Annotated in this window: 20 protein-coding genes and 2 pseudogenes; 8 read left to right on the top strand and 14 right to left on the bottom strand. The window is 34.6% G+C overall.

Annotated elements, in window-relative coordinates:
* Positions 1-8 precede the first annotated feature (8 nt).
* From EM808_RS12170 to EM808_RS12155, 5 genes and pseudogenes are all read right to left on the bottom strand, one after another.
* Positions 9-497: a DedA family protein gene (locus EM808_RS12170; RefSeq protein WP_127738490.1), complete on the bottom strand. Its 489-nt coding sequence runs from the start codon at positions 495-497 to the stop codon at positions 9-11.
* A complete protein-coding gene (pssA, locus tag EM808_RS12165) occupies positions 488-1,021 on the bottom strand; it encodes a CDP-diacylglycerol--serine O-phosphatidyltransferase (protein WP_225314840.1) in 534 nt (177 codons plus the stop codon). The genes EM808_RS12170 and pssA overlap by 10 nt, the downstream gene beginning before the upstream one ends.
* Before the next feature lie 617 nt (positions 1,022-1,638).
* Positions 1,639-1,735, bottom strand: a pseudogene (locus EM808_RS29780) (VOC family protein); the annotation flags it as partial.
* Positions 1,736-1,739: 4 nt separating this feature from the next.
* Positions 1,740-2,537, bottom strand: a complete 798-nt coding sequence (locus tag EM808_RS12160; RefSeq protein WP_127738488.1) for an endonuclease/exonuclease/phosphatase family protein — start codon at positions 2,535-2,537, stop codon at positions 1,740-1,742.
* A 175-nt stretch (positions 2,538-2,712) separates the two neighbouring features.
* The gene (locus tag EM808_RS12155) at positions 2,713-3,186 is read right to left on the bottom strand and encodes a DUF4825 domain-containing protein (RefSeq protein ID WP_127738487.1); all 474 of its coding nucleotides are present in this window, start codon (positions 3,184-3,186) and stop codon (positions 2,713-2,715) included.
* A gap of 287 nt (positions 3,187-3,473) precedes the next feature.
* Between EM808_RS12155 and EM808_RS12150 the strand changes: the two genes are divergently transcribed.
* Genes EM808_RS12150 through EM808_RS12140 form a run of 3 tightly spaced genes read left to right on the top strand, consistent with a single transcriptional unit; the run spans position 3,474 to position 4,512 of the window.
* The gene (locus EM808_RS12150) at positions 3,474-3,848 is read left to right on the top strand and encodes a DUF2089 domain-containing protein (RefSeq protein ID WP_127738486.1); all 375 of its coding nucleotides are present in this window, start codon (positions 3,474-3,476) and stop codon (positions 3,846-3,848) included.
* Positions 3,849-4,238, top strand: a complete 390-nt coding sequence (locus EM808_RS12145) for an SHOCT-like domain-containing protein (RefSeq protein WP_127738485.1) — start codon at positions 3,849-3,851, stop codon at positions 4,236-4,238. It abuts the gene before it with no gap.
* A 1-nt stretch (position 4,239) separates the two neighbouring features.
* Entirely contained in the window at positions 4,240-4,512 is a 273-nt protein-coding gene (locus EM808_RS12140; protein ID WP_127738762.1) for a hypothetical protein, read from the top strand.
* Between the two features lie 628 nt (positions 4,513-5,140).
* On the opposite strand, the gene EM808_RS12135 is transcribed toward EM808_RS12140, so the two are convergent.
* Both EM808_RS12135 and EM808_RS12130 read right to left on the bottom strand, forming a co-directional pair.
* Positions 5,141-5,599: a CBO0543 family protein gene (locus tag EM808_RS12135; RefSeq protein ID WP_127738484.1), complete on the bottom strand. Its 459-nt coding sequence runs from the start codon at positions 5,597-5,599 to the stop codon at positions 5,141-5,143.
* A 321-nt stretch (positions 5,600-5,920) separates the two neighbouring features.
* Positions 5,921-6,343: a MerR family transcriptional regulator gene (locus tag EM808_RS12130; protein WP_127738483.1), complete on the bottom strand. Its 423-nt coding sequence runs from the start codon at positions 6,341-6,343 to the stop codon at positions 5,921-5,923.
* A 222-nt stretch (positions 6,344-6,565) separates the two neighbouring features.
* Between EM808_RS12130 and EM808_RS12125 the strand changes: the two genes are divergently transcribed.
* Together EM808_RS12125 and EM808_RS12120 are read left to right on the top strand one after the other, a co-directional pair.
* Entirely contained in the window at positions 6,566-7,741 is a 1,176-nt protein-coding gene (locus EM808_RS12125; protein ID WP_127738482.1) for an MFS transporter, read from the top strand.
* 78 nt (positions 7,742-7,819) lie between these two features.
* Positions 7,820-8,995 (top strand): MFS transporter, encoded by a 1,176-nt coding sequence (locus EM808_RS12120; protein WP_127738481.1) that lies wholly within the window; start codon positions 7,820-7,822, stop codon positions 8,993-8,995.
* A gap of 41 nt (positions 8,996-9,036) precedes the next feature.
* On the opposite strand, the gene EM808_RS12115 is transcribed toward EM808_RS12120, so the two are convergent.
* A complete protein-coding gene (locus EM808_RS12115; protein WP_127738480.1) occupies positions 9,037-9,591 on the bottom strand; it encodes a TetR/AcrR family transcriptional regulator in 555 nt (184 codons plus the stop codon).
* 213 nt (positions 9,592-9,804) lie between these two features.
* Here EM808_RS12115 and EM808_RS12110 point away from each other — a divergent pair, with 213 nt between their 5' ends.
* The 3 genes from EM808_RS12110 (at position 9,805) to EM808_RS12100 (ending at position 12,125) form a co-directional block, all read left to right on the top strand.
* Positions 9,805-10,554: a carboxymuconolactone decarboxylase family protein gene (locus tag EM808_RS12110; RefSeq protein ID WP_127738479.1), complete on the top strand. Its 750-nt coding sequence runs from the start codon at positions 9,805-9,807 to the stop codon at positions 10,552-10,554.
* 209 nt (positions 10,555-10,763) lie between these two features.
* Positions 10,764-11,627, top strand: a complete 864-nt coding sequence (locus tag EM808_RS12105) for an aldo/keto reductase (protein ID WP_127738478.1) — start codon at positions 10,764-10,766, stop codon at positions 11,625-11,627.
* 87 nt (positions 11,628-11,714) lie between these two features.
* On the top strand, positions 11,715-12,125 hold the full coding sequence (locus tag EM808_RS12100) for a cupin domain-containing protein (RefSeq protein WP_127738477.1): 411 nt from the start codon (positions 11,715-11,717) through the stop codon (positions 12,123-12,125).
* A 488-nt stretch (positions 12,126-12,613) separates the two neighbouring features.
* On the opposite strand, the pseudogene EM808_RS29775 reads toward EM808_RS12100, so the two are convergent.
* From EM808_RS29775 to EM808_RS12070, 6 genes and pseudogenes are all read right to left on the bottom strand, one after another.
* Positions 12,614-12,825, bottom strand: a pseudogene (locus tag EM808_RS29775) (conjugal transfer protein TraG); the annotation flags it as partial.
* 159 nt (positions 12,826-12,984) lie between these two features.
* The gene (locus tag EM808_RS12090; RefSeq protein WP_127738476.1) at positions 12,985-14,268 is read right to left on the bottom strand and encodes a replication-relaxation family protein; all 1,284 of its coding nucleotides are present in this window, start codon (positions 14,266-14,268) and stop codon (positions 12,985-12,987) included.
* A gap of 1,260 nt (positions 14,269-15,528) precedes the next feature.
* Positions 15,529-15,762, bottom strand: coding sequence for a DUF896 domain-containing protein (locus EM808_RS12085; protein ID WP_127738475.1), 234 nt, complete (start codon positions 15,760-15,762; stop codon positions 15,529-15,531).
* A 244-nt stretch (positions 15,763-16,006) separates the two neighbouring features.
* Positions 16,007-16,759, bottom strand: coding sequence for a GNAT family N-acetyltransferase (locus EM808_RS12080; RefSeq protein WP_127738474.1), 753 nt, complete (start codon positions 16,757-16,759; stop codon positions 16,007-16,009).
* Between the two features lie 125 nt (positions 16,760-16,884).
* Positions 16,885-17,706 (bottom strand): hypothetical protein, encoded by an 822-nt coding sequence (locus tag EM808_RS12075; protein ID WP_127738473.1) that lies wholly within the window; start codon positions 17,704-17,706, stop codon positions 16,885-16,887.
* 60 nt (positions 17,707-17,766) lie between these two features.
* Positions 17,767-19,809 (bottom strand): peptidoglycan D,D-transpeptidase FtsI family protein, encoded by a 2,043-nt coding sequence (locus EM808_RS12070; protein WP_127738472.1) that lies wholly within the window; start codon positions 19,807-19,809, stop codon positions 17,767-17,769.
* Positions 19,810-19,815: the final 6 nt, after the last annotated feature.

The raw sequence follows: 19,815 nt of genomic DNA, 5'->3' as shown, positions 1-19,815 counted from the left end.
TAAGTTCTTTAAACCCACATTATATTTAATAATTTTCCAATTGTAATAAAGATAAAGCACCACACTAATGCACCTATTCCTCCATACAACATATATGTTCTTAATCTCATATGCGCGATGCCACAAAAATAAAAGGTTAAATGCCGAACTCCAGGGATAAAATAAGCGATTAAAAGGGAGAAAGGTCCAAATCTTTTTATCCATGCCTCTACTTTTAATATTCTACTTTCTTTTATTCTAAGCCATTTTCCAAGTTTATTTATTAGCGGTCTTCCAGCTTTTTTTCCGATGATATAGCTAATTACCATGCCAAGAAGGGCTCCAAGCGTGGCGATGAAAATGGTTAGTCCATAATTGAGCGTTCCTATATGAGTAAAGTAGCCCAATAACGTCATGAGTGCTTCATCTGGAATTGGCAATCCAAAAATCCCTAATGTCAGCAAAATAAAGATGGCAAAGTAACCATATTGACTAATTAGCTGGTTAGCTATTTCCATCCGTTTATTTCCACTTTTTCACTGTTTTGCTTCTTAAAGTTAGGAATTTCCAGTTTACTGACCATTAACAATGATAGGATACACATTCCTACAGCCACTATAAACGGGCTATGTACAGAAATAAGCACTAACAAACAAAGGGCCGCACAAGGTGCTGGTAAACCAATAAATACGGACAAGTTGCTTTGTTCAGCATTAAAACGCGCTAATCTAAGCAATCCGCATATGCTGAAAATAAGTGTACATATCAATCCAGCATGAGCTAGTTCGTGTAAAACAACACTGTATGCTAATATGGACGGTGCAATACAAAAAGTTACTAAATCAGAAAATGAATCAAGCTCCTTGCCAATCTCTGATACAGTGTTAAATCTTCTAGCTACCCTGCCATCAAAAAGATCAAAAATCATTCCTAAGCAAATAAATACCATCGCAGCAAATGTATTATTTGATACACAGGAATAGATAGATAATACACCACAAATAAAGTTACATATGGTAATTATATTAGCTAAATAACTCAAAATATTACCGACCTCCAATATAGTGATTAACTTATTCATTCTCTAAAGTATATTCTCTCCAATATACTATCTTTTCAATGGTTAATTTGTATTAACTACTTTTTAAGCAGTAAATGAAAATGAAAAAGTTTTTCCAGTCAAATCTTCCAACCCTTTTAATGTAAAAGCTCTCTTATTATTCTTTAATATTATAAAAATTAGATGTGTATTCTATGTGTTTTCCTTAAGAAATAGATTTTAATTAAATTATTTTATAATAAAAATAAAACAGTAAGTCTTTATATTTGCTGACTTCCTTTCTGATTTTTTCCTTTTGTCATACATGTATTAGTCTCTGACAAAGTGCGAATCACCAAATCTTTCTCAAAACCGTATAAGTTTTACTAATCTAATGAAATAAATAATTCAGTTGACGTTTCGTCAACTTATAATTGTAAAATATCATCATTATATAGTGCACTAAAAAATGACAATTCGACTATCTGCTATTTACAGGGAATCCAATAATAGGATGAAGACATCATTTTGTATTTACCAACAAAAAAAGGTTCCTATTAGTAAGGAAACCCTCTTTCGTTTAAGAACAGTACTATAACAATAAATCCGCAGCTTTACAGCTACTTCATCCTCTGCGCAATTGGGGGGAGCTTCATTTAGTTGCAGCAAGTCCCGTAAATTCCCGTATAAATCCTTAAAGACGGCAACTATCCTATAGATTTCAAGGAATATCAATCTTCACTTCAACTCCAAAGTGATCGGAAACAACCGGTTTATTTATATTATTAAAGATGACTTTAGAATACGCTACCTGAACTGGTTTATTCGTCAGTATTAAGTCTATTCGTTTGCGCAAGATATTCCCCTCCCAACCCGCAATTTCGCCTTTAACAGTCACGCCATCATCTTTCTTTTTGGCAAGATAATAGGTGTCGATCAGTCCATTGCTTATTAAATATTCATATCCCTCGTTGTTAATAAAGGCGTCATTATTAAAGTCACCCATAAAAAAAGAGGTTTTATCCAGATTAATATTTTTAAAAAGCTTTTCTGCCTGGGCCTTAAATGGTTCTTCCTTGTCATGCCACCATCCCATATGACAGGAGTAACAGGTAAATTGTTGAGCACCATATTGGATGGTTGCTCCAACTATTTTTCTTGTCTTCCAATTATTGAAGTCTCTTATTGTTGAGACATAGAAGGAATGTTTTTCTACTACTGGATGTTTTGTAATAATAGCTACCCCCTCCTCAAAGCTTTCGTACAAATGACAAAAATCCCACAATAGAGAATAACCATCTTCTCCCCGTTTCTTTAGTTCCTCTAGTATTGCTATTGCAAAGTTATTGCTTTTAATCTTAACCTTTCCATTATTTGTTCTCTCTTTAAATACTTGATTCACTTCCTGCAAAGCAATAACATCATATGAATTTTCCTTTATAGCTTCTACTATATGTACTATCTTTTCCTCTTGATTTTGTTCCTGCCAAGAGTGACAGTTAAGTGTTAAAAGTTTCATATATATACTCCTTTATTGAATGATAACCTTCTATATAAAGTTCTTGCTCATTAATAACTAGTGGTTTGCAAAATTTGCTCATACTTTTTCAATTTCGAATACCGAATAAATTCCTATTCCACTCCTGGTTACCCTGTTTTCCATTGAATTTCCACACACTAAGTTTTTCTAACCGTTAATCTAAAAACTCACTAACTTTATGTTCATTACTTAAGTTCTGTTGGACAAGATTTCTCAGCTCTTTTGCGGTTTGAATATTACTGAAATCTTTTCCGTACCACTTTTGTAAGTCTTCCTTCGTAACTGTATATTCTTTGCGTTCTGACTTAACCGTTATCCAATCAACATTTTTAACTAGTGTAAATAAGAAGGTTGTATTGTATATTACTAATTCTTTATATTGATTTTCAGATTTTTCCCAGCCATAATTTAAGATTATGCCGTACGGCTCTTCTTTTGTTTTAAGCTCTATACCCGACAATTGTTGTGCACCTGGTAACTTATATACAATATTTCCAACCGCACTGTTGTCACCAACATATGAATCCTTATATTGAAAAATATCTTTATTTGTTTCCTTTGTATTACACCCACTTAATAGAAGCAATATTGTCAATGAAGCAAACAAGTACATTTTGAGATTTTGCATTATTATCCTCCCTTTATGCATGAATAAATAACATTTCCCCATTACATGCATTGAACCTATAATAAATCCACATTGCCAACATTTAGTTCTTATTATTACCTACGTTCGAAAGTTAATAATGGCTTCAAATCATTTTTTTTGCATCTCAATGCCTTTATCAAAATAATTAATGATAAAATCAAATATTTTAAATAAAATTAATTTAACTCTTATATTTTTTAATTTACATATTCATTTTTTAAATAAATTGATGTATTATTTAATTATAAATAACGAAGGAGGGAATTATGGCATATCCTCTTATTTCAGAGTGCCCTGTTTGCAGTAAACAATTAAAAATCACAAAGCTGCAGTGCACTCATTGTCATACAACTATTGAGAATGAATTTGAGCTTTCTAATTTCGCAAGCCTAAACAGTGAACAGCTTAGTTTTATTGAAACATTCCTAAAGTGTCGCGGAAACATTAAAGAAGTAGAAAAGGATCTTGGAATATCCTATCCTACCGTACGCGGGAAGTTAGATGATATTATTTCTTCACTAGGATATTCGACTGCTAAGAAGGTTGAAAAAATTGATCGTAAAAAGATAATACTAATGCTTGAACAAGGCGAAATAACAGCCGAGGAAGCTATTGGGATATTAAATGGGGAGGAAGCATAAATGAGTGATGAAATTTCAAGAGTATTAACGATGCTTGAAGACGGAAAGTTAGATAAAGAGAAGGCTGCTGAATTGATTGATGTTCTGCAAGGTAAAGGAAAGCAGGTTAATTTAAGTAAACCAAACTCTAATTCCTATTTAAACAAAATGCTTAAAATCCGTGTTATCTCTGAAGAAGGTGATAATGTAAATGTTAATCTTCCAATAAAACTTATAAAAGCTGTTTTAAATGTTGGAACAAGTATCGCAGAAAGAATCCCCCAATCTGAAAAATATGTAAAGGATATCGATATCGAATTGTTAATTGATGCGATTGACAATGAATTGGACGGACAAATCGTTGATGTTAGCGCAGCAAATGGTGACAAAGTGCTGGTTACAATTGAGTAACATGATCAAGGTCAAAATCAAAGTAAACTCTAGACGGTTTACTATCCCAGTCCCATATGCCTTTTTACATCTATTCATTAGAATCATTACTTCAGAAAGAATTCTAATGCTTGCAAATCGTATCATTGAAGAAAAAGCAAAGCAGAAGTTTCAAATTCCGTATATAAAAAAGGCTGATTTAGAGCCATTGCTAAAGGAACTTGCCATGCAAAAAGGGCTGCTTCTGGTTGAAACAAGCTTAAAAGACGGAACAGAGGTATCTGTTAGATTGTAAAGCACCATTCCAACGTTTTTGGAATGGTGCTTTTTTTTGTGATGTTATTCAAGAGGAAAGCTTATTATCCAAACTTAGTCATTATGTACAATGTGCATAGTTATACGACTGGAAATTAAAGCTCCAAATATAAACTCAAGTGTACATAAGCAATTAAAGCTATCAAGGCTATTTAATAGTTGCTAGCATGTATTTCTCTTTCAGTTTAATAATCAAGAATAAGTTACATCATTGTACAAAGTAGAATAATGTATGTTATGTTTAAATGACTTTAAAATAATATTATTTGCAGTCATACGAATACGTCCTTTTTTTGTATCTACAAGTATTATTTTTCTGAATAATATTTATTTAGGATGATGCCATATTGAATTTGGTCAGAAAGTAATATATCAGGGTAAAATTCATCGTATCTTCTTTAACTATGAAAATGGACTGTTAGAAATTCAAAACACTGCTACTAACGCGATAATACTTGCCAAATATGAAGAAATCATTCTTAGAATAAAGTAAAAAACGCCATGCATTGATGGTGTTTTTTTTGAGATTATCCCTTCTCCCCAATCCGCCCGGAAACCCGCTAATAGAAATCTTCGTCACACTAGTTTTGCTACTTACTGCTCTTACTCTAGAGCTTACTTTCTTTAACATATTTCGTAATGGTTTTATGAAATAACATTAACATTATATATAAAACAGGATAAGTTAAAACAGAGTAAATATGCTTCCAGCCGTTTAAATAAAAGGTTCCACTCAAAATAAACAGTTTTTCATAGAGCATTGCTAATGCGCTCCAAAGTAATATATATAATGCCTGTTTATTTAGTTGTTTTCTATATGGATAATAATTCAAAAAAATTACGTTGATTGCAGGATAAATACCTAAAATATATATAAATGCAGCCCAATCTGGACCTTTAGAGAAGTATCCATATAAGTCATATTTTAAATCTAAAATAACATCCGTATTAACCTGCAGGTAGGAAGCAAACAAACTGGTAGCTAGAATTTCAATCTTACTAATCCTCTTTGGAATAAAATAGGCTATTACATTTAGCATTATGACTGTAAAAATTAGAAAAAGCATAAAATACTCCGTCCGATCTGTGACCTTATATACTTCTATATTTTTTCCAAAGTTATTTATTAAATACATTAGCTAGCTTTGGGGAGAATGTTTTGTCATTCTAATGTTTGTTCCTTAAATGTATGTAAAAGGGGCAACCTCTAAGACAATAAATCGTATTCTCGAATTAAAAGAATTACCCCAATTAAAAAAATATTCTATTTATTATTCCTTTGATTAACTATGTGTGAGCATTTGGATAAAATGCAAAAACCTTTAAATAAATACGAAACACCATTACACAGAAACCTTATTTTCCAGGCCATATTTTATGTTGTCATATTATTGAACTCCTACCTGATGTTTATTTTTCTTCCATTTCCCAGGGTTCATATCATCAGGAATATCAAGATTCATGATTCCTTCATAATGTTTTGCCTTCGCCTCCATTTGTTTCGCTATAGCAGTTGCTTCCTCTAGCCTAGCTAGTGCAATGGCTTGTTGTTCCATGATAATTTTATAACGTTCCGGAATGGTAGAGTCACCTTGTAAGCACAATTCAATATAATTTTTAATTGATGCAACAGACATACCCGCTTGTTTCAAAAATTTTGCTCCTTTAAGCCAATTAATGGATTCCTCATCAAAAAGACGATTATTATTCTTATCACGCTTCAAGCTTGGAACTAACCCCTTATCCGTGTAGTAGCGAACAGTATGTTCTGTTAAATCAAGCAAATTAGCAACCTCTTTCACAGTTAACATAATAAAACCCCTCTTAATAATTTAAATTTCCGATGTAAAAACCCTTGACTTCGTGTCACACGAAGGCGTTAGGCTAATATTAGATGAAGTTACTTCAGATGTAAACAGCGAAACTTAGACTGACTAAGAAAAATAAGGAAAACCTGCCTGTAAAACATCTGAAGCTGGTCTTAGCAGTTAAGTTAGACAGTTATAGAAAATAATAATGAAAGACGGTGTGTTATGCCTACACGAAACAATTTGTATATCTTTATTTTAGCTCTTGGAGTTTTTGGCATCTTAACTACTGAAATGGGTGTCGTTGGCATATTGCCGTTAATTGCAGATTATTATCAAATCAGTGTAGCGAAAGCCTCACTTCTAGTTAGTCTGTTTGCCCTGACAGTGGCAATATCAGGGCCTATAATGCCACTATTATTTTCTGGTATCAATCGAAAAAAAGTAATGATACTAGTACTCAGTCTTTTCCTTTTGGGGAACATCGTTTCAATATTCGCTTCAAACTTTACTGTTCTTTTACTAGCACGGGTCATTCCTGCGTTTTTTCATCCTGTCTATTGTTCATTAGCTTTAACAGCAGCTGCCTCTTCCGTTCGTAAAGAGGATGCACCAAAGGCAGTTTCTAAAGTAATGATGGGAGTGAATGCAGGCATGATACTCGGTGTTCCGATTACTAACTTTATTGCTAATGGAACTTCCTTAGAGATGGCGATGTTATTCTTTGCTATCCTTAACGCCCTTGCCTTACTCGCGACATTATTATTTGTCCCTTCCCTTCCAGTTAAAGAAGGTCTTTCTTACGGGACTCAATTAAATGTGTTAAAAAAGCCAATTGTTTGGACAGCAATCGCAACTGTCATATTTATAAGCAGTGCAACATCTGGTGTTAATAGTTTTATTGCAGAATATCTCGAAAGCGTCACCAATATATCAGGTACCTTTTTAAGTATTATGTTATTTATTTTTGGCTTAGCAAGCCTATTAGGTAATATTATCGGCGGTAATCTGTTAAGCAAAAATCCAATAAAAACGACAACATTATTTCCTTTTGTATTAGGAATAGTCTTCCTATTGTCGTTTGTTACAGGAAAAACTCCCAGTACCATGATTATAACTATTTTTTTATGGGGTGTTTTATTTTCTGTAGGTAGTATGATTAATCAATATTCCATGACCCTTACTGCCCCTGAAGCTCCAGATTTCGCTAATGGTTTGTTCCTATCTGGAGGTAATCTAGGGATAACGATCGGTACTGGAATTGGAGGACTTTTCATATCTGGGTTAGGAGCACAATATATTGTTATTGGAGGTATCCTATTCTTAATTTTAAGCCTTGGTTCTATCTTACTTACTAATTACATGATAAGACCCGGCAAACAATTAACCGGAATTAATTAGTACAAATAGGTTCAGCACTATTAATATGGTAAATGTTTTTTAATACTATCAAGGAATTAAACCTAAGGAGAGATGCTTATGGAACGCCTCTGGACGAAGTCATATATTTTCATGATAACTGGCATGTTTTTTCTTTTTACTGCCTTCTATATGCTTTACCCCACTCTCCCTTTGTTCATTAAGGAAAATGGGGGCACAGAGTCGCAGGTAGGTCTGGCAATGGGGGCGTTTATGCTTTCGTCTGTAATATTCCGTCCTTTTGTCGGTGGACTGCTGGACCGGTTTGGCAGGAGGCCATTTATTATTTGGGGACTGCTGCTTTTTGCTGCAACAATGTTTATGTACAATTGGGTTAGCGGACTTGCTGTCTTAATGGTAATTAGAATTTTACACGGATTTACCTGGGCTGTTTCCACAACCTCCATCAGCACGGCAGTTACTGATTTAATTCCAACTACACGCCGAGGAGAAGGCATGGGCTGGTCAGGAATGGCGATGACTGTTGCTATGGCAATCGGTCCCATGCTTGGTCTGGCAATCGCTAATAATTCCTCGTACGAATCACTTTTTGGTTTCGCCGTTTTACTCTCTGTTGCAGCACTAGCTTTAACCTTTGGCGCAAAAATAAAGGTCACACCTATAGCTAATTCAAGGAAAATAGAACTCTTTGACAAGTCAGTATTTCCTATCACACTATCCGTTTTCTTACTGTTTATTGCCTATGGTGGTATTACTACATACATACCTCTGTTTGCTGATTCCATCAAAGTAAATTCAGGCACTTTCTTTCTTGTCTATGCAGCAACCCTTGTATTAACTCGTCCAATTGCAGGAAAGCTCTCTGACCGGCACGGTGAGGCCTTTGTTATTATTCCGGCTCAAGTAATTACAATTTCGGCTTTGATTATTTTAAGCTTTTCAACTAATTTATTAGGAATAATCATATCAGCGATTATGTACGGAATTGGCTTTGGTTCTGCACAGCCGGCACTTCAAGCTGCAACAATCCGTCTAGTAAGTCCAGACCGCACAGGCGTTGCCAACGCATCATTTGCCACCGGTGCAGACCTTGGCATCGGGCTTGGTGCCATGATGCTAGGCTGGATTTCTCAGTATATGAGTTATCAGGCATTGTTTACAGTTAGTGCTGTTGCAGTTGTATTTTCCCTACTGGTGTTTATCTTTTTAGTAAAGCGTTTATTATATAATGACTCTATCCCTCATAATAATAAAGCAGCTAAAAGAGCTTTATAAAAAAAACCGATTCTCCCTTTTCTAGGAGAGAATCGGTTTTTTTAATCAAAATTTCTATCTAATAAAATTCCTACTTGTGCTGCCACGGCCTGAGTAGACTCAGATAATTCATTGGTAAACCATGCTTCTACTATTTCTACTATTGCTGCAGCAAAAAATTTAAGGATTAAATCCTTACTTAACCCCTGATTCTGACCATTATCTACATCCACTTCAGCTTCTAGCTCTTCCATCACAAACTTTATGAATTGACTGCGAAAAACCGGTGCCCCTTTACTTGCAAACATAGCCGAAAAAAAGGAGGAATGACGTTCAAAGTATTCAAACCACATAAGATTTCCTTCTGCAAAGCTCAATTCTGATGCTGATTCGCATAGTTTTCTTAATTCGCCGATATGCCCTTCAATCAGCTTTTCGAGTAAATCATATTTATCTAAATAATGCAGATAAACTGTTCTCCTGCCAACATTTGCTTTATCGGCAATATCTTGGATCGTAATTTCATCAATAGCTTTTTCAGTCATCAATGCAATAAAAGCATTTTTGATAGCTTCCTGTGATTTGATTATCCTTCTATCAACCTTGTTCTCCTTCATATACATATCACCAATCTTTCTATAAAAATGCACAATTCACCATAATCTGTGCATTAAAACACAAATCTATGGTAATTGGTCATTGTAGGTATTCTAATATCGATTATAATTATACACAAATGTGCGTTAATGCACCAAGATGTATTTTATTCAATCAATAACTAACTGGGCAGTTGTTAATATGTAAATTTAATACCATTAGGAGGGGAAGATATGGACCGTATTGAGCAAGGCATGGAAAAATACGAACAACTTTTTGGCAAGGGAGAACCTGCCTCCTATTCTACAGATCCTGAGTTTCAAAACATCTTAAGCAGGTTTATTTTTGGCGAGGTGTTTTTTCAAGGGAAGCTTGATGATAAAATGCGTGAACTGATCACTATAGTTGTTTTAACTACTAATCAGACACTTCCCCAGCTTAAAGCACATGTTAATGCTGCATTAAATATTGGCCTAACACCTGTTGAAATCAAAGAGGCTGTTTACCAATGTGCACCGTATATTGGATTTCCAAAAACATTGAATGCTATCAATGAAGTGAACGAGGTATTTAACGCTCATAATATTGCCTTACCAATTGAAAGGCAGAAAACTGTAGATGAAGATACGCAACTTTCAAAAGGGCTTGCTATCCAAGTAGAGATTTTTGGTGATGTAATTACAAAAATGCGCGAAAATGCTCCAGCAAATCAAAGACATATTCAAGACTATCTCTCCGCTTTTTGTTTTGGGGATTTCTACACACGCAATGGACTTGATTTAAAAACAAGAGAGTTATTAACCCTCTGTATTGTCAGTTCCTTAGGTGGGGCGGAAGGCCAAGTGAAGGCACATGTGCAAGGAAACTTGAATGTGGGCAACGAAAAGGAAACGCTAATTACCGCGATTACTCACTGTTTACCATATATGGGGTTTCCACGAACATTGAATACATTAGCTTGTATTAATGAAATTAACCCTTGAAACTAGAATATGGCTTTTATTTATTTTCATCTTTTACCTTACGCACGGAATCATCAAAAAAGAAGTTACTTGTACAAGCAGGTAAAGCTTCAATGAACTCTGTAGAGTATAGCATTCTATGTTTTTAAAGAAAGCTTTAATGAAAAATGAGATACCAAATTATAAAAGAAAAGTACTCTAAAAAATAACAAAGCAAAGGAGACAAAATCATGTTTAATGAAATTTACAAATTAGCAAATGGGATAGAAATCCCAAAATTAGGTCTTGGCACATGGCTGCTTGACGATGCACAATCAGCACAGGCAGTCGTTGACGCGATAGCTATTGGATATCGTCATATTGATACTGCTCAAGCTTATATGAATGAGGCTGGCGTAGGAGAAGGCATCCGTTCTTGCTGTGTTGCAAGAGAAGAACTTTTCATCACAACAAAGGTTGCAGCAGAAGCCAAAAGCTATGATGCAGTTGTGCAGTCTATTGATGAGTCACTGACAAAGATGGGACTGGATTACATTGACCTTGTGATTATCCACAGTCCACAGCCTTGGAAGGAGTTCCGCGAGGAGAGCCGTTACTTTGAGGAAAACAAGCAAGTATGGGCTGCTTTGGAGGATGCTTATAAGAAAGGCAAGGTAAAGGCAATAGGGCTTTCTAACTTCCTGCAGGATGATATTGAAAATATTCTTGCAAGCTGTGAGATTAAGCCTATGGTAAATCAAATATTAGTGCATGTTAGCAATACTCCTTTGGAGTTGATTGAATTCTGCCAGAAGAATGACATCCTCGTAGAGGCATATTCACCAATCGCACACGGTGAAGTTCTTGAGAATGCTGAGGTTAAAGTCATAGCTGATAAATATGGCGTATCTGTTGCTCAGCTATGCCTCCGTTATGATATCCAGCTTGGTCTTGTAGTAATTCCAAAAACGGCTAATCCTGATCACATGAGTATAAATGCAAGGCTTGATTTTATTATCAGCGACGCAGATATGGAGCTTTTGAAGAATGCAGAGCCTATTCAAAATTATGGGGAGCATAGTTTTTTCCCAGTATTCGGTGGAAAGCTAAAATAATCAAGTAGTCACTGAATTGGAAAATAATGTTGAACAACCAATAAATTGGTTGCAACAAATTAAATAATGTATTTAGGAGGAATATTAATGATAAAGCATGAAAACGTTAAAAATGGCGTGATTTTCCCAGCGGGTGAAAAAAATGAAGCATTCTCCCAATTTTTCGTTGGACAAAGTTACCTTAAGACATTAATTGCTGACCCTAAAGTGAGTGTTGGTGTCGGAAATGTAACTTTTGAACCTGGTTGCAGAAACAACTGGCATGTTCACCGTAATGGTTTTCAGCTATTGCTAGTAACTGGCGGTGAAGGCTGGTATCAGGAAGAAGGAAAACCAGCTCAATTCTTACAGGCTGGTGATGTTATTATCACACATGACGGAGTGAAACACTGGCATGGCGCTGCAAAGGACAGTTGGTTTGAGCATATTGCAATCACTGCAGGTACACCTGAATGGCTTGAACCAGTGACAGATGAGGAATATCAAAAGCTAACATAATTAGTGGGAGAAAACTTAACTAGTCGAAAAATCAATAAAAGTGTAGCTGGTTCATTAATTTCTTTCTAAACAAAAGGTGTCCAGCTAGAATTCGATCTGGTGATCACCACCTTAGACACACTTAACAGTCACTATAGTTAATTCATAGCTCTTGAGACTGAATGAAATCAGTTAAGTTATTACTAGGTAACAACCTCAATTAACGTAGTCTACAAGCGATTTGGATGAACAGACACTATATAAGCCCACTATTATTAGTGGGCTTATATAGTGTCTATACTTGTCTTACCGGATAAAAAGTGCTGACTCAGAGTTGATGATTGATTACTTACTCTCTGATTAATTTTTATAATCAGCCATTCATCATTTTCGTCACGATAACCCAATGGTTTCACTCATCCCACTTATTAAATAAAAGTCTGGCGGTATATAACTAATTGTTGGTTATCATACATTCTTAGTAATTAATCAAATGTTACTTCTTTTTAAGGATTATGGAGGTTCAATAAATAAATATAGTCCTTCAATGACCATCGCGAAGGCTTCGACAACTTGGTCAACTGGTCCTTGCATAGGATTAGTGGAAGAAGTATTCTCGTAGTTGGTCTATATAGGAGACAGACTCTCCTGGAATACTATGTCCTTGAACTAATTGATAAGCCTTCTGGCATAAGTCGTTAGAAGGTTCAATAATTCCAATAAATCCTTACAACAGAATAAAACAAAGGAAGTAATACTTCCTTTGTTTTAACCTACCATCTCAAATAAATAATTTACTATGTAGCGGATAGATAAATATAGAGACAATACCCCGATTATTGAAATGAAGATGGCAGGAATTTTTGGGTGAACTCTCCAATTACTCAAGTACTCTCACCACCTCATTAGTCCGTTTAGGTGTCTGTATATTTTTATAGTGCCATAATTGTGTTTGTGAAAAGGAGGTATTCTGAAAATCTTTCGGGATGACATCATTCTGCATAGCAGCTGTGCTTAAATATAAAACATTCATTTTTTCGACTTCTTGTTTTATCCTATTAGTAGAAATTAAAGTTTCTAAATAGGATAACTTATCAAGTGTTACTACACTTCCCTCTTCCGCTATTTTAAATATAAAATCCATCTTCTTATTGCTTAGATGGTCAATCACACTATAATGACTATCCGCATAAAACTCCTCTGATACATCGTTGGAGTAATATACACTGGCATCTCTTGGTTCCATTGTGTAATCAATATCATCATTTAATTGTACAGAAAGGATAGCTAATTCTATCTCACTCTCTTTATGACTTTGCTTAATTGGATAGATGCCTTTTAGGATATTGCTAGCAATACTTGAGGCTCTGTAAGCGGAGCAAACATAAAAGTGTAAGTTTTCTAACCGGTGTGCGAGTTTGTTAATAATAAGTTCTTTGATATTTAGAACCCGAGTTTCTCGAGTAGAGGCATACTCAGTCGTGTATATTTCAGATCTATTATCAGCAACAACGAATAATACAAAATGATTTTCTGCTGGTCTGACTTTTGCTAATTCCATGTAGTTATCTACCTTTGCATGAATTCTAGTTAAATTTTGAGATCCTGTATCGAACTCGATATTAAGAATTCTTCCCTCGGCTGTTTCTATCTTCCAATCAGGAATAATAATAGTTTCTTCTTTATTTAATTTAGTTCCATATGACAAATAAGTTCTGTAGTTAGGATGGGTAGAACTTACTGTAGATAGTTTGTCTTTCATTTCAATTAAAGTATCTATTACAACATCTTGAATACCAAAATAGTGACTTGGTTGTTTAATATTTTTTATATTTACTTCTACTAACTCTTCATCTTCAATTATCTTTTCATTACGCAGAATATGAAATCCATTTTTCCCAATTTTATAACAAGATACGGCGGGTTTCCCTAAAGTACGTAAATAATCAATAGATACAATATTGTTAGATAACCATCTTTTTAATTTTGATTTAATCGTAGATTCTGGAGAGTTAAAAATGTATCGTCCATATCGCTTTATTTGTTTAAGTGTTAAGATTCGATTTGTATATAGTAGTTGTAACAGTTCTAAATCTTTCGTATTGATCCAGGCCCCTTTTCTTGTGTATTTCATCGAATACCAAACTTTTTGATCTTTATCCATTTTTCCCCACTCCTTATTTTTAACAAAAAAAGACCCTATCAAATAAGAAGCAGTAATACTACCTCTTCAATGATAGGGTCTTTCCCTTTGGATAAATTAAACTGAAATTAGTATAACATTGCAGATAAGGGGACACAAGAGTGTATATATTCAGTGTATAAATATAATACTTATACAGATTTTTTAGAAATGAATAAACATATTCATTGTATATTGCGGTGTTTGAATTTTAGGGTACCAATCTATAAAAATTTAATTATTTTGAAGATGAAAAAAAGGTATTAAGTCTGGATTACCAAGGATGGTTTAGACCTTGGTATCATTGGTTTTCTACCAACTCTATAGAATCCGCGGATCATAGATGTACTTAGAATGATACTTAGGGTGGCACCTGTGGTCTTGAGCTAAATAGATCTTTGGGAAAAATCGGAACAAAGCTTATCATGAATAAAATTCTATGAGTAGAACTTATTATGAGTTCAGCAAGTATTATTAAGAATATGAAATAGTTCACAACATCATCTTTGAGACTGCTATTATTCCGGTCCTCCCTTACTAAATCCTCCCCTAATAAAAGAAGTTGTTTTCACATGAAAAAATAGTAGTTTCCCTACGACTTATATAATTCCTTCCCTTAATTATTGACTTAATATATTACTTAAAAAGCATCTATTCTTCGCAGATAATTGCCGTTGCACATATTCGAATGCTCCATTTTGTAAGAATTTTCAAAATCAAAGTTATATCACGCCATAAATGAAATAAACTATTAAGATTATCAGAAATGAAACACATACACTACCACAAAGAAAGCCTATTATCACCGTTTTTCTTTCCTCTTGCTTGCAGCGATTTATTTCCTTAAACCATCACACCTAAAAAACAAGCTAATCAATCAAAAATTATCCTATACCCCTCAAAAATAGTAATTATGGTCTAATCACCAAAAATAAATGCAGTAGCTTTTCCATTTTTCATCTTTCATTCCCCCATCTCAACCTTCTACCATTATTTTCATTTATATACACGGACAGATAAGAAAGGAGGTTCCAATATAAAATAAATATATCACGGTAGTCAGATAAGTTGCAGAACTTAATATGGATTAGTTTTTTTGAATAATTAGCACAACTAGAAAAAGGCAGTCCAGTACATGTTAGCCGCTAAAAACATTAAATTCATTAAAGCGCCTCGTTACATTAACAAGGCGCTTTTTTTACATATAATAAATAAATTCTGTTTACCACTGCCACTCTTCTTCTATTGAGTAACATCTCGACTTTTTTCTTGTTCTTCTTTCAATTTTTCTGGTGTAACATCATTTCCCAATGGGTCAATAATGGTTGTATTTAACAGGATGCTATCCATGGAGCCACGAAACTCTTTGATATATCTATTAAAAAGGAGTTCGCGTTCGTCTATTTCTTCTTGTGTTAAGTTTCTTATTTTAGAAATTCTAGCTAATTCGTTTATTCTATTCAATTTCTCTCTCATAATTGTTACCTCCATACTTGTTATATTTTGTCTTCTTAGCAACTTATCTCGAATTCGAGATAAGTTTTATTTATAAAACTCCTCATATAATTAAGGAGTTGCAAAGAAAGACTGAATTAAATTATCTTTAATTCAAGATAATTTTACAATACAATACAGTATCTGTCAATAACTACCTTTCAACTAAAATTTGTTACTGGAACCGTCAAAAAAACTTTCCTCTGCTTAAAGGAAAGTCCTTTTACTATGCTTTTATTCTATACCAGTATTGATAAACTTCCTTAAAACCTAGTTTTGAGTATAGCTTTAATGCTGGAGGATTATTTAACATGACTTGAAGGTAAGCCAATCTGGCTCCATTTTCCTTACCCCATTGTAAAATGCTTTGAATGAGTTTAAAACCATACCCTCTGTTTCTTTGCTTTTCAGATGTCACGATATCAAACAACCCAATACAGTTATTTTCCAATACACACATCCCACAAGCAACAATTTCATTGCTCTCATCCGTTAATTGAAAATAGCGAGTTTCAGCGATTATATTATTTAGCATGTTGTTCATTGTTATTCGGTCTTGTTCCTTAACAGAGTTTAGCTTACAAAAGTTGCGGAACCAATCAGCTTGTAAATCGTTATACACAATTGCATGATGTTTTAATTCTATTTGTACATCCTGTAAGGACAAAGTTTGAACACTAGTCAAACTATCCTGAATATATCTGCTTTCTTCCAAAATAAAATCTAAGTTTTCAGGTGACACTTGCTTGGTCATTTTATAAACTACCTTTAAATTCTTTTTGCGATACATTTGTTCAACAGTTTCTATTTTGTCATGTACATCCTCTTTTGAAAAATAAATCGGATTAATCGAATTTGCTCTTTTTGTATATCCATCAGCAAATCGTACTACCCAGCCATCATAAAGCTGTGTTTGCAGTGCAGGTAAAGCATTCATTGATAATTCCTCTATTTTTCGGATTATTTTCTTGCTTGTCATTGTCTTACCCCCCTCTTCTAATTGTATAAAAATAAATATAATTTAATAATTATACAAAAATATCTTAATTCCTTCTTTCCATAAAAAAAGGTGCTTCCACTAAAAAGGAAGCACCTAAAGAACCCTTATTGGATTAAACAGTCTTTATCAGGATTCATTTTCAGCGGCTTCCATTTTCCACCACCATCATTACGAAATGAAGCAATTTCCACGTCTGTTCCATTTGTCAAAATGATGAAAATGAAAAAGTAGCTTGCACCATCATTGCCGTAAAAATATATATATTTAATATAACCACTAATTACAGCAGGATATCTTTTCTTAATTAATTTACACCAATCTCCGTATTTTACATCAATTACTGATTCTGCATCATGCTGCCAAAGATGATATGGTGCACATAGAAAGTCTTCACGCTCTTGTTCAATCTTATTAATACGATACCCGTCATTCTCATGAATAAGGTCTATAAATCCATATGAATAACCAAAGTACTCCTCATTCGGTTCTATTAAGCTGATAATTTTTTCAATTTCATAAAAGTACCGAATTCCTTGTGTTCCATCAGGTATCTTACAAAGCTTTATTAAATTAATATGTCCTACTCCTGCAAATGAGTTTAAATAGGCTTTATAATCCATCGTTTTTTGATAGGCTTTCGATAAAAAGTTATAAGCGATTGGATAAGGAATATTACCGTTTCCAACCGAACCACAATACCTAATCGCAAGATTTGCAGCTTCACGCAAAATGCTAAAGTAATTGATAACAGTATCTTCAGGGGTTTTAGTTAACTGTGCAGGCAGATGTATTTGATCGTATGATTTGTCATAATATTCATCAAAAAATGTCCAATCGCTAAATCTTAAATTTAACGCAAGTAAAGAAGACGGCCGAAAGTATTTCTGGTTCCGTGCGGCTTCTTCCTTTTCCTTTCGAAACACCACATGAATCACCCCCTGTTATTCTATGGGTGATTCACTTATAGGTGATAAAAAGGAATGGATTTACTTTGTTGTTGGGTGGTTCTTAAAATAGGCTCGGAACACCCTTTGACTAATGATATTTGCTGCACTGTGCGGCTGTGTGAAGCCGTCAAGATAAGCATTTGGAACGATAACTGCTATAGCGATTTGCGGATCATTATATGGGGCATAGCCTGCGAATGAGAGATTCCAAGTCTTTACACCATTTTTATAGGATTCAGAGGTCCCTGTTTTTCCTGCTGCATCATACGGTTCATTGGCGAAATAGCTCCTTGCTGTACCTTGGGAACCGTGAGTTACAAGCCGTAGCCCTTGTTGAACCCGCTCAATCATTTCATTATTCATGTCAACTTTATTCAATACAACTGGTTCCATTTCATCTACAATCTTTCCCAGTCCTTTTTCATCGGTATTCGATTCACGGATTTCCTTTACAAGCTGTGGCTTCATGCGGTACCCGCCATTAGCGATCGTTGTCATATATTGAGCAATTTGCATTGGTGTATATGTATCTAATTGTCCGATACCAATTTGAAAATAAGTGCTGACATTGTCTCCTTTAATTCCAGCTGTTTCATTATCAAAACCAATGCCTGTCGGAGCGCCTAAGCCAAACTGGTTAAAATAATAGCGAATTGTTTCGATTCTTTTGGGATCTATATTTAATGTGCCATTAGGAATATACTTACCGTCCATCATTTCAATCGCTGTTTTCCACATATATATGTTGGATGATCGTTCAATTGCTTCTAAATCATCAACTATCCCCATCGTCTGGTAAGAAGAAAAGGTTCCAGAGCCTTTAAATCTCATAACTTCATCACGCTCTGTTTCGCCTATATTTCTCACACCTGACTGAAAACCAGCTAAAACTGTTGCTCCCTTAACAACAGAGCCTTGTTCAAACGCATAAGTAAAGGTTCCCGGCGTGAAATCGCTAAATTCCTTAAACTTCCGATTATACACTTGTCCTGACATAGCAAGTATCCTGCCAGTTTTTGGCTCCATCGCTACGACAAAGGCAGTGTCCAGCAAATTTGTATGAGGCTTTTGAATAGCAGCGACAAGCTCCTCCTGCATTATTTTTTCGACTTCCTCTTGGAAGTCCATATCAATTGTTAAAACAATATCATTACCGTTTTTCCCCTCGGTGATTACGTCTGTGTCCACTATGTCTCCATTTCTGTCTGTACTTACGTTTACAACTTCATTTTGACCCTGTAGCACACTATCATAAAGCTCTTCTATATAGCTTTTTCCAACCCGGTCATTAAGCTTGTACCCTTTGGAAGTGTAGTAATCTAATTTTTCTTCTGGCAGACCTTCTTCTGTAGTCGTTACTTTACCAAGCATGTTGTTAAAAGTGCTTCCGAATTTCTGCGCTCTTTTCCAATCTGTCGTTACATCAATCCCCGGCAGATTTTCGAGCGTTTCAGCGGCAATTGCATATTCTTGATTTGTCACATCTTCATTTTTTATGACTGTTTTGGTAAATGCTGTTGCAGTCGATATCTTACGGTATATAGCCGCCATATTTTTATTTATAGACTTTAAATCCTTCTCTGTAATACGATTTAATTTTAAATTATATATTTCCTTATCATCCAATTTATCGTCTTTCGCTAATTTTTCTTCCTTGTCTGTCAGTAGCCTCGATCCATTGTCATTTTCCAGCAGCCAAATATCCTTTAAATCCCTGATAGTCACTTTTTTTATGTCCTTTTTATTCATTGCGACAAAGTCAGCCAACTTTTTGGCCAAGCTTAGCATATCTTCTGGCTGTGGATGTAATGGCGGTGTATACACAATTGCCTTAGCTGGAATATTGTAGACTACTAATCTATTATTTGCATCATAAATTTTCCCACGCGGAACAGAGGTACTAACTGGAGTAACTACTTTATTTTTTACTTGTGCAGAGTACTCTTCCCCACTTACAATTTGAATTAATCCTAAGCGTATAATCAGAACCGAAAACAACATAAAGACGGCAAAAAAGATACCCGTGATTCTTATTCGGTATTGATTATTTGCTTTTGATGGTTTTTTACTTTTTTGCTTCATAGTAAT

The sequence above is a fragment of the Niallia taxi genome (assembly GCF_004005475.1).
Taxonomy (GTDB): domain Bacteria; phylum Bacillota; class Bacilli; order Bacillales; family Cytobacillaceae; genus Niallia; species Niallia taxi.
Note: the sequence above shows the minus strand (reverse complement) of the source record. Positions and strands in the feature narration are given on the sequence as shown.

Excerpts from the sequence above, each read along its gene's own strand:
- EM808_RS12170 (WP_127738490.1), bottom strand. The coding sequence starts at position 497 with ATGGAAATAGCTAACCAGCTAATTAGTCAATATGGTTACTTTGCCATC.
- EM808_RS12070 (WP_127738472.1), bottom strand. The coding sequence starts at position 19,809 with ATGAAGCAAAAAAGTAAAAAACCATCAAAAGCAAATAATCAATACCGA.
- EM808_RS12110 (WP_127738479.1), top strand. The coding sequence starts at position 9,805 with ATGGACCGTATTGAGCAAGGCATGGAAAAATACGAACAACTTTTTGGC.
- EM808_RS12115 (WP_127738480.1), bottom strand. The coding sequence starts at position 9,591 with ATGAAGGAGAACAAGGTTGATAGAAGGATAATCAAATCACAGGAAGCT.
- EM808_RS12160 (WP_127738488.1), bottom strand. The coding sequence starts at position 2,537 with ATGAAACTTTTAACACTTAACTGTCACTCTTGGCAGGAACAAAATCAA.
- EM808_RS12100 (WP_127738477.1), top strand. The coding sequence starts at position 11,715 with ATGATAAAGCATGAAAACGTTAAAAATGGCGTGATTTTCCCAGCGGGT.
- EM808_RS12130 (WP_127738483.1), bottom strand. The coding sequence starts at position 6,343 with ATGTTAACTGTGAAAGAGGTTGCTAATTTGCTTGATTTAACAGAACAT.
- EM808_RS12145 (WP_127738485.1), top strand. The coding sequence starts at position 3,849 with ATGAGTGATGAAATTTCAAGAGTATTAACGATGCTTGAAGACGGAAAG.
- EM808_RS12135 (WP_127738484.1), bottom strand. The coding sequence starts at position 5,599 with ATGCTTTTTCTAATTTTTACAGTCATAATGCTAAATGTAATAGCCTAT.
- EM808_RS12105 (WP_127738478.1), top strand. The coding sequence starts at position 10,764 with ATGTTTAATGAAATTTACAAATTAGCAAATGGGATAGAAATCCCAAAA.
- EM808_RS12125 (WP_127738482.1), top strand. The coding sequence starts at position 6,566 with ATGCCTACACGAAACAATTTGTATATCTTTATTTTAGCTCTTGGAGTT.
- EM808_RS12080 (WP_127738474.1), bottom strand. The coding sequence starts at position 16,759 with ATGACAAGCAAGAAAATAATCCGAAAAATAGAGGAATTATCAATGAAT.
- EM808_RS12155 (WP_127738487.1), bottom strand. The coding sequence starts at position 3,186 with ATGCAAAATCTCAAAATGTACTTGTTTGCTTCATTGACAATATTGCTT.
- EM808_RS12150 (WP_127738486.1), top strand. The coding sequence starts at position 3,474 with ATGGCATATCCTCTTATTTCAGAGTGCCCTGTTTGCAGTAAACAATTA.
- EM808_RS12140 (WP_127738762.1), top strand. The coding sequence starts at position 4,240 with ATGATCAAGGTCAAAATCAAAGTAAACTCTAGACGGTTTACTATCCCA.
- EM808_RS12085 (WP_127738475.1), bottom strand. The coding sequence starts at position 15,762 with ATGAGAGAGAAATTGAATAGAATAAACGAATTAGCTAGAATTTCTAAA.
- EM808_RS12090 (WP_127738476.1), bottom strand. The coding sequence starts at position 14,268 with ATGGATAAAGATCAAAAAGTTTGGTATTCGATGAAATACACAAGAAAA.
- EM808_RS12120 (WP_127738481.1), top strand. The coding sequence starts at position 7,820 with ATGGAACGCCTCTGGACGAAGTCATATATTTTCATGATAACTGGCATG.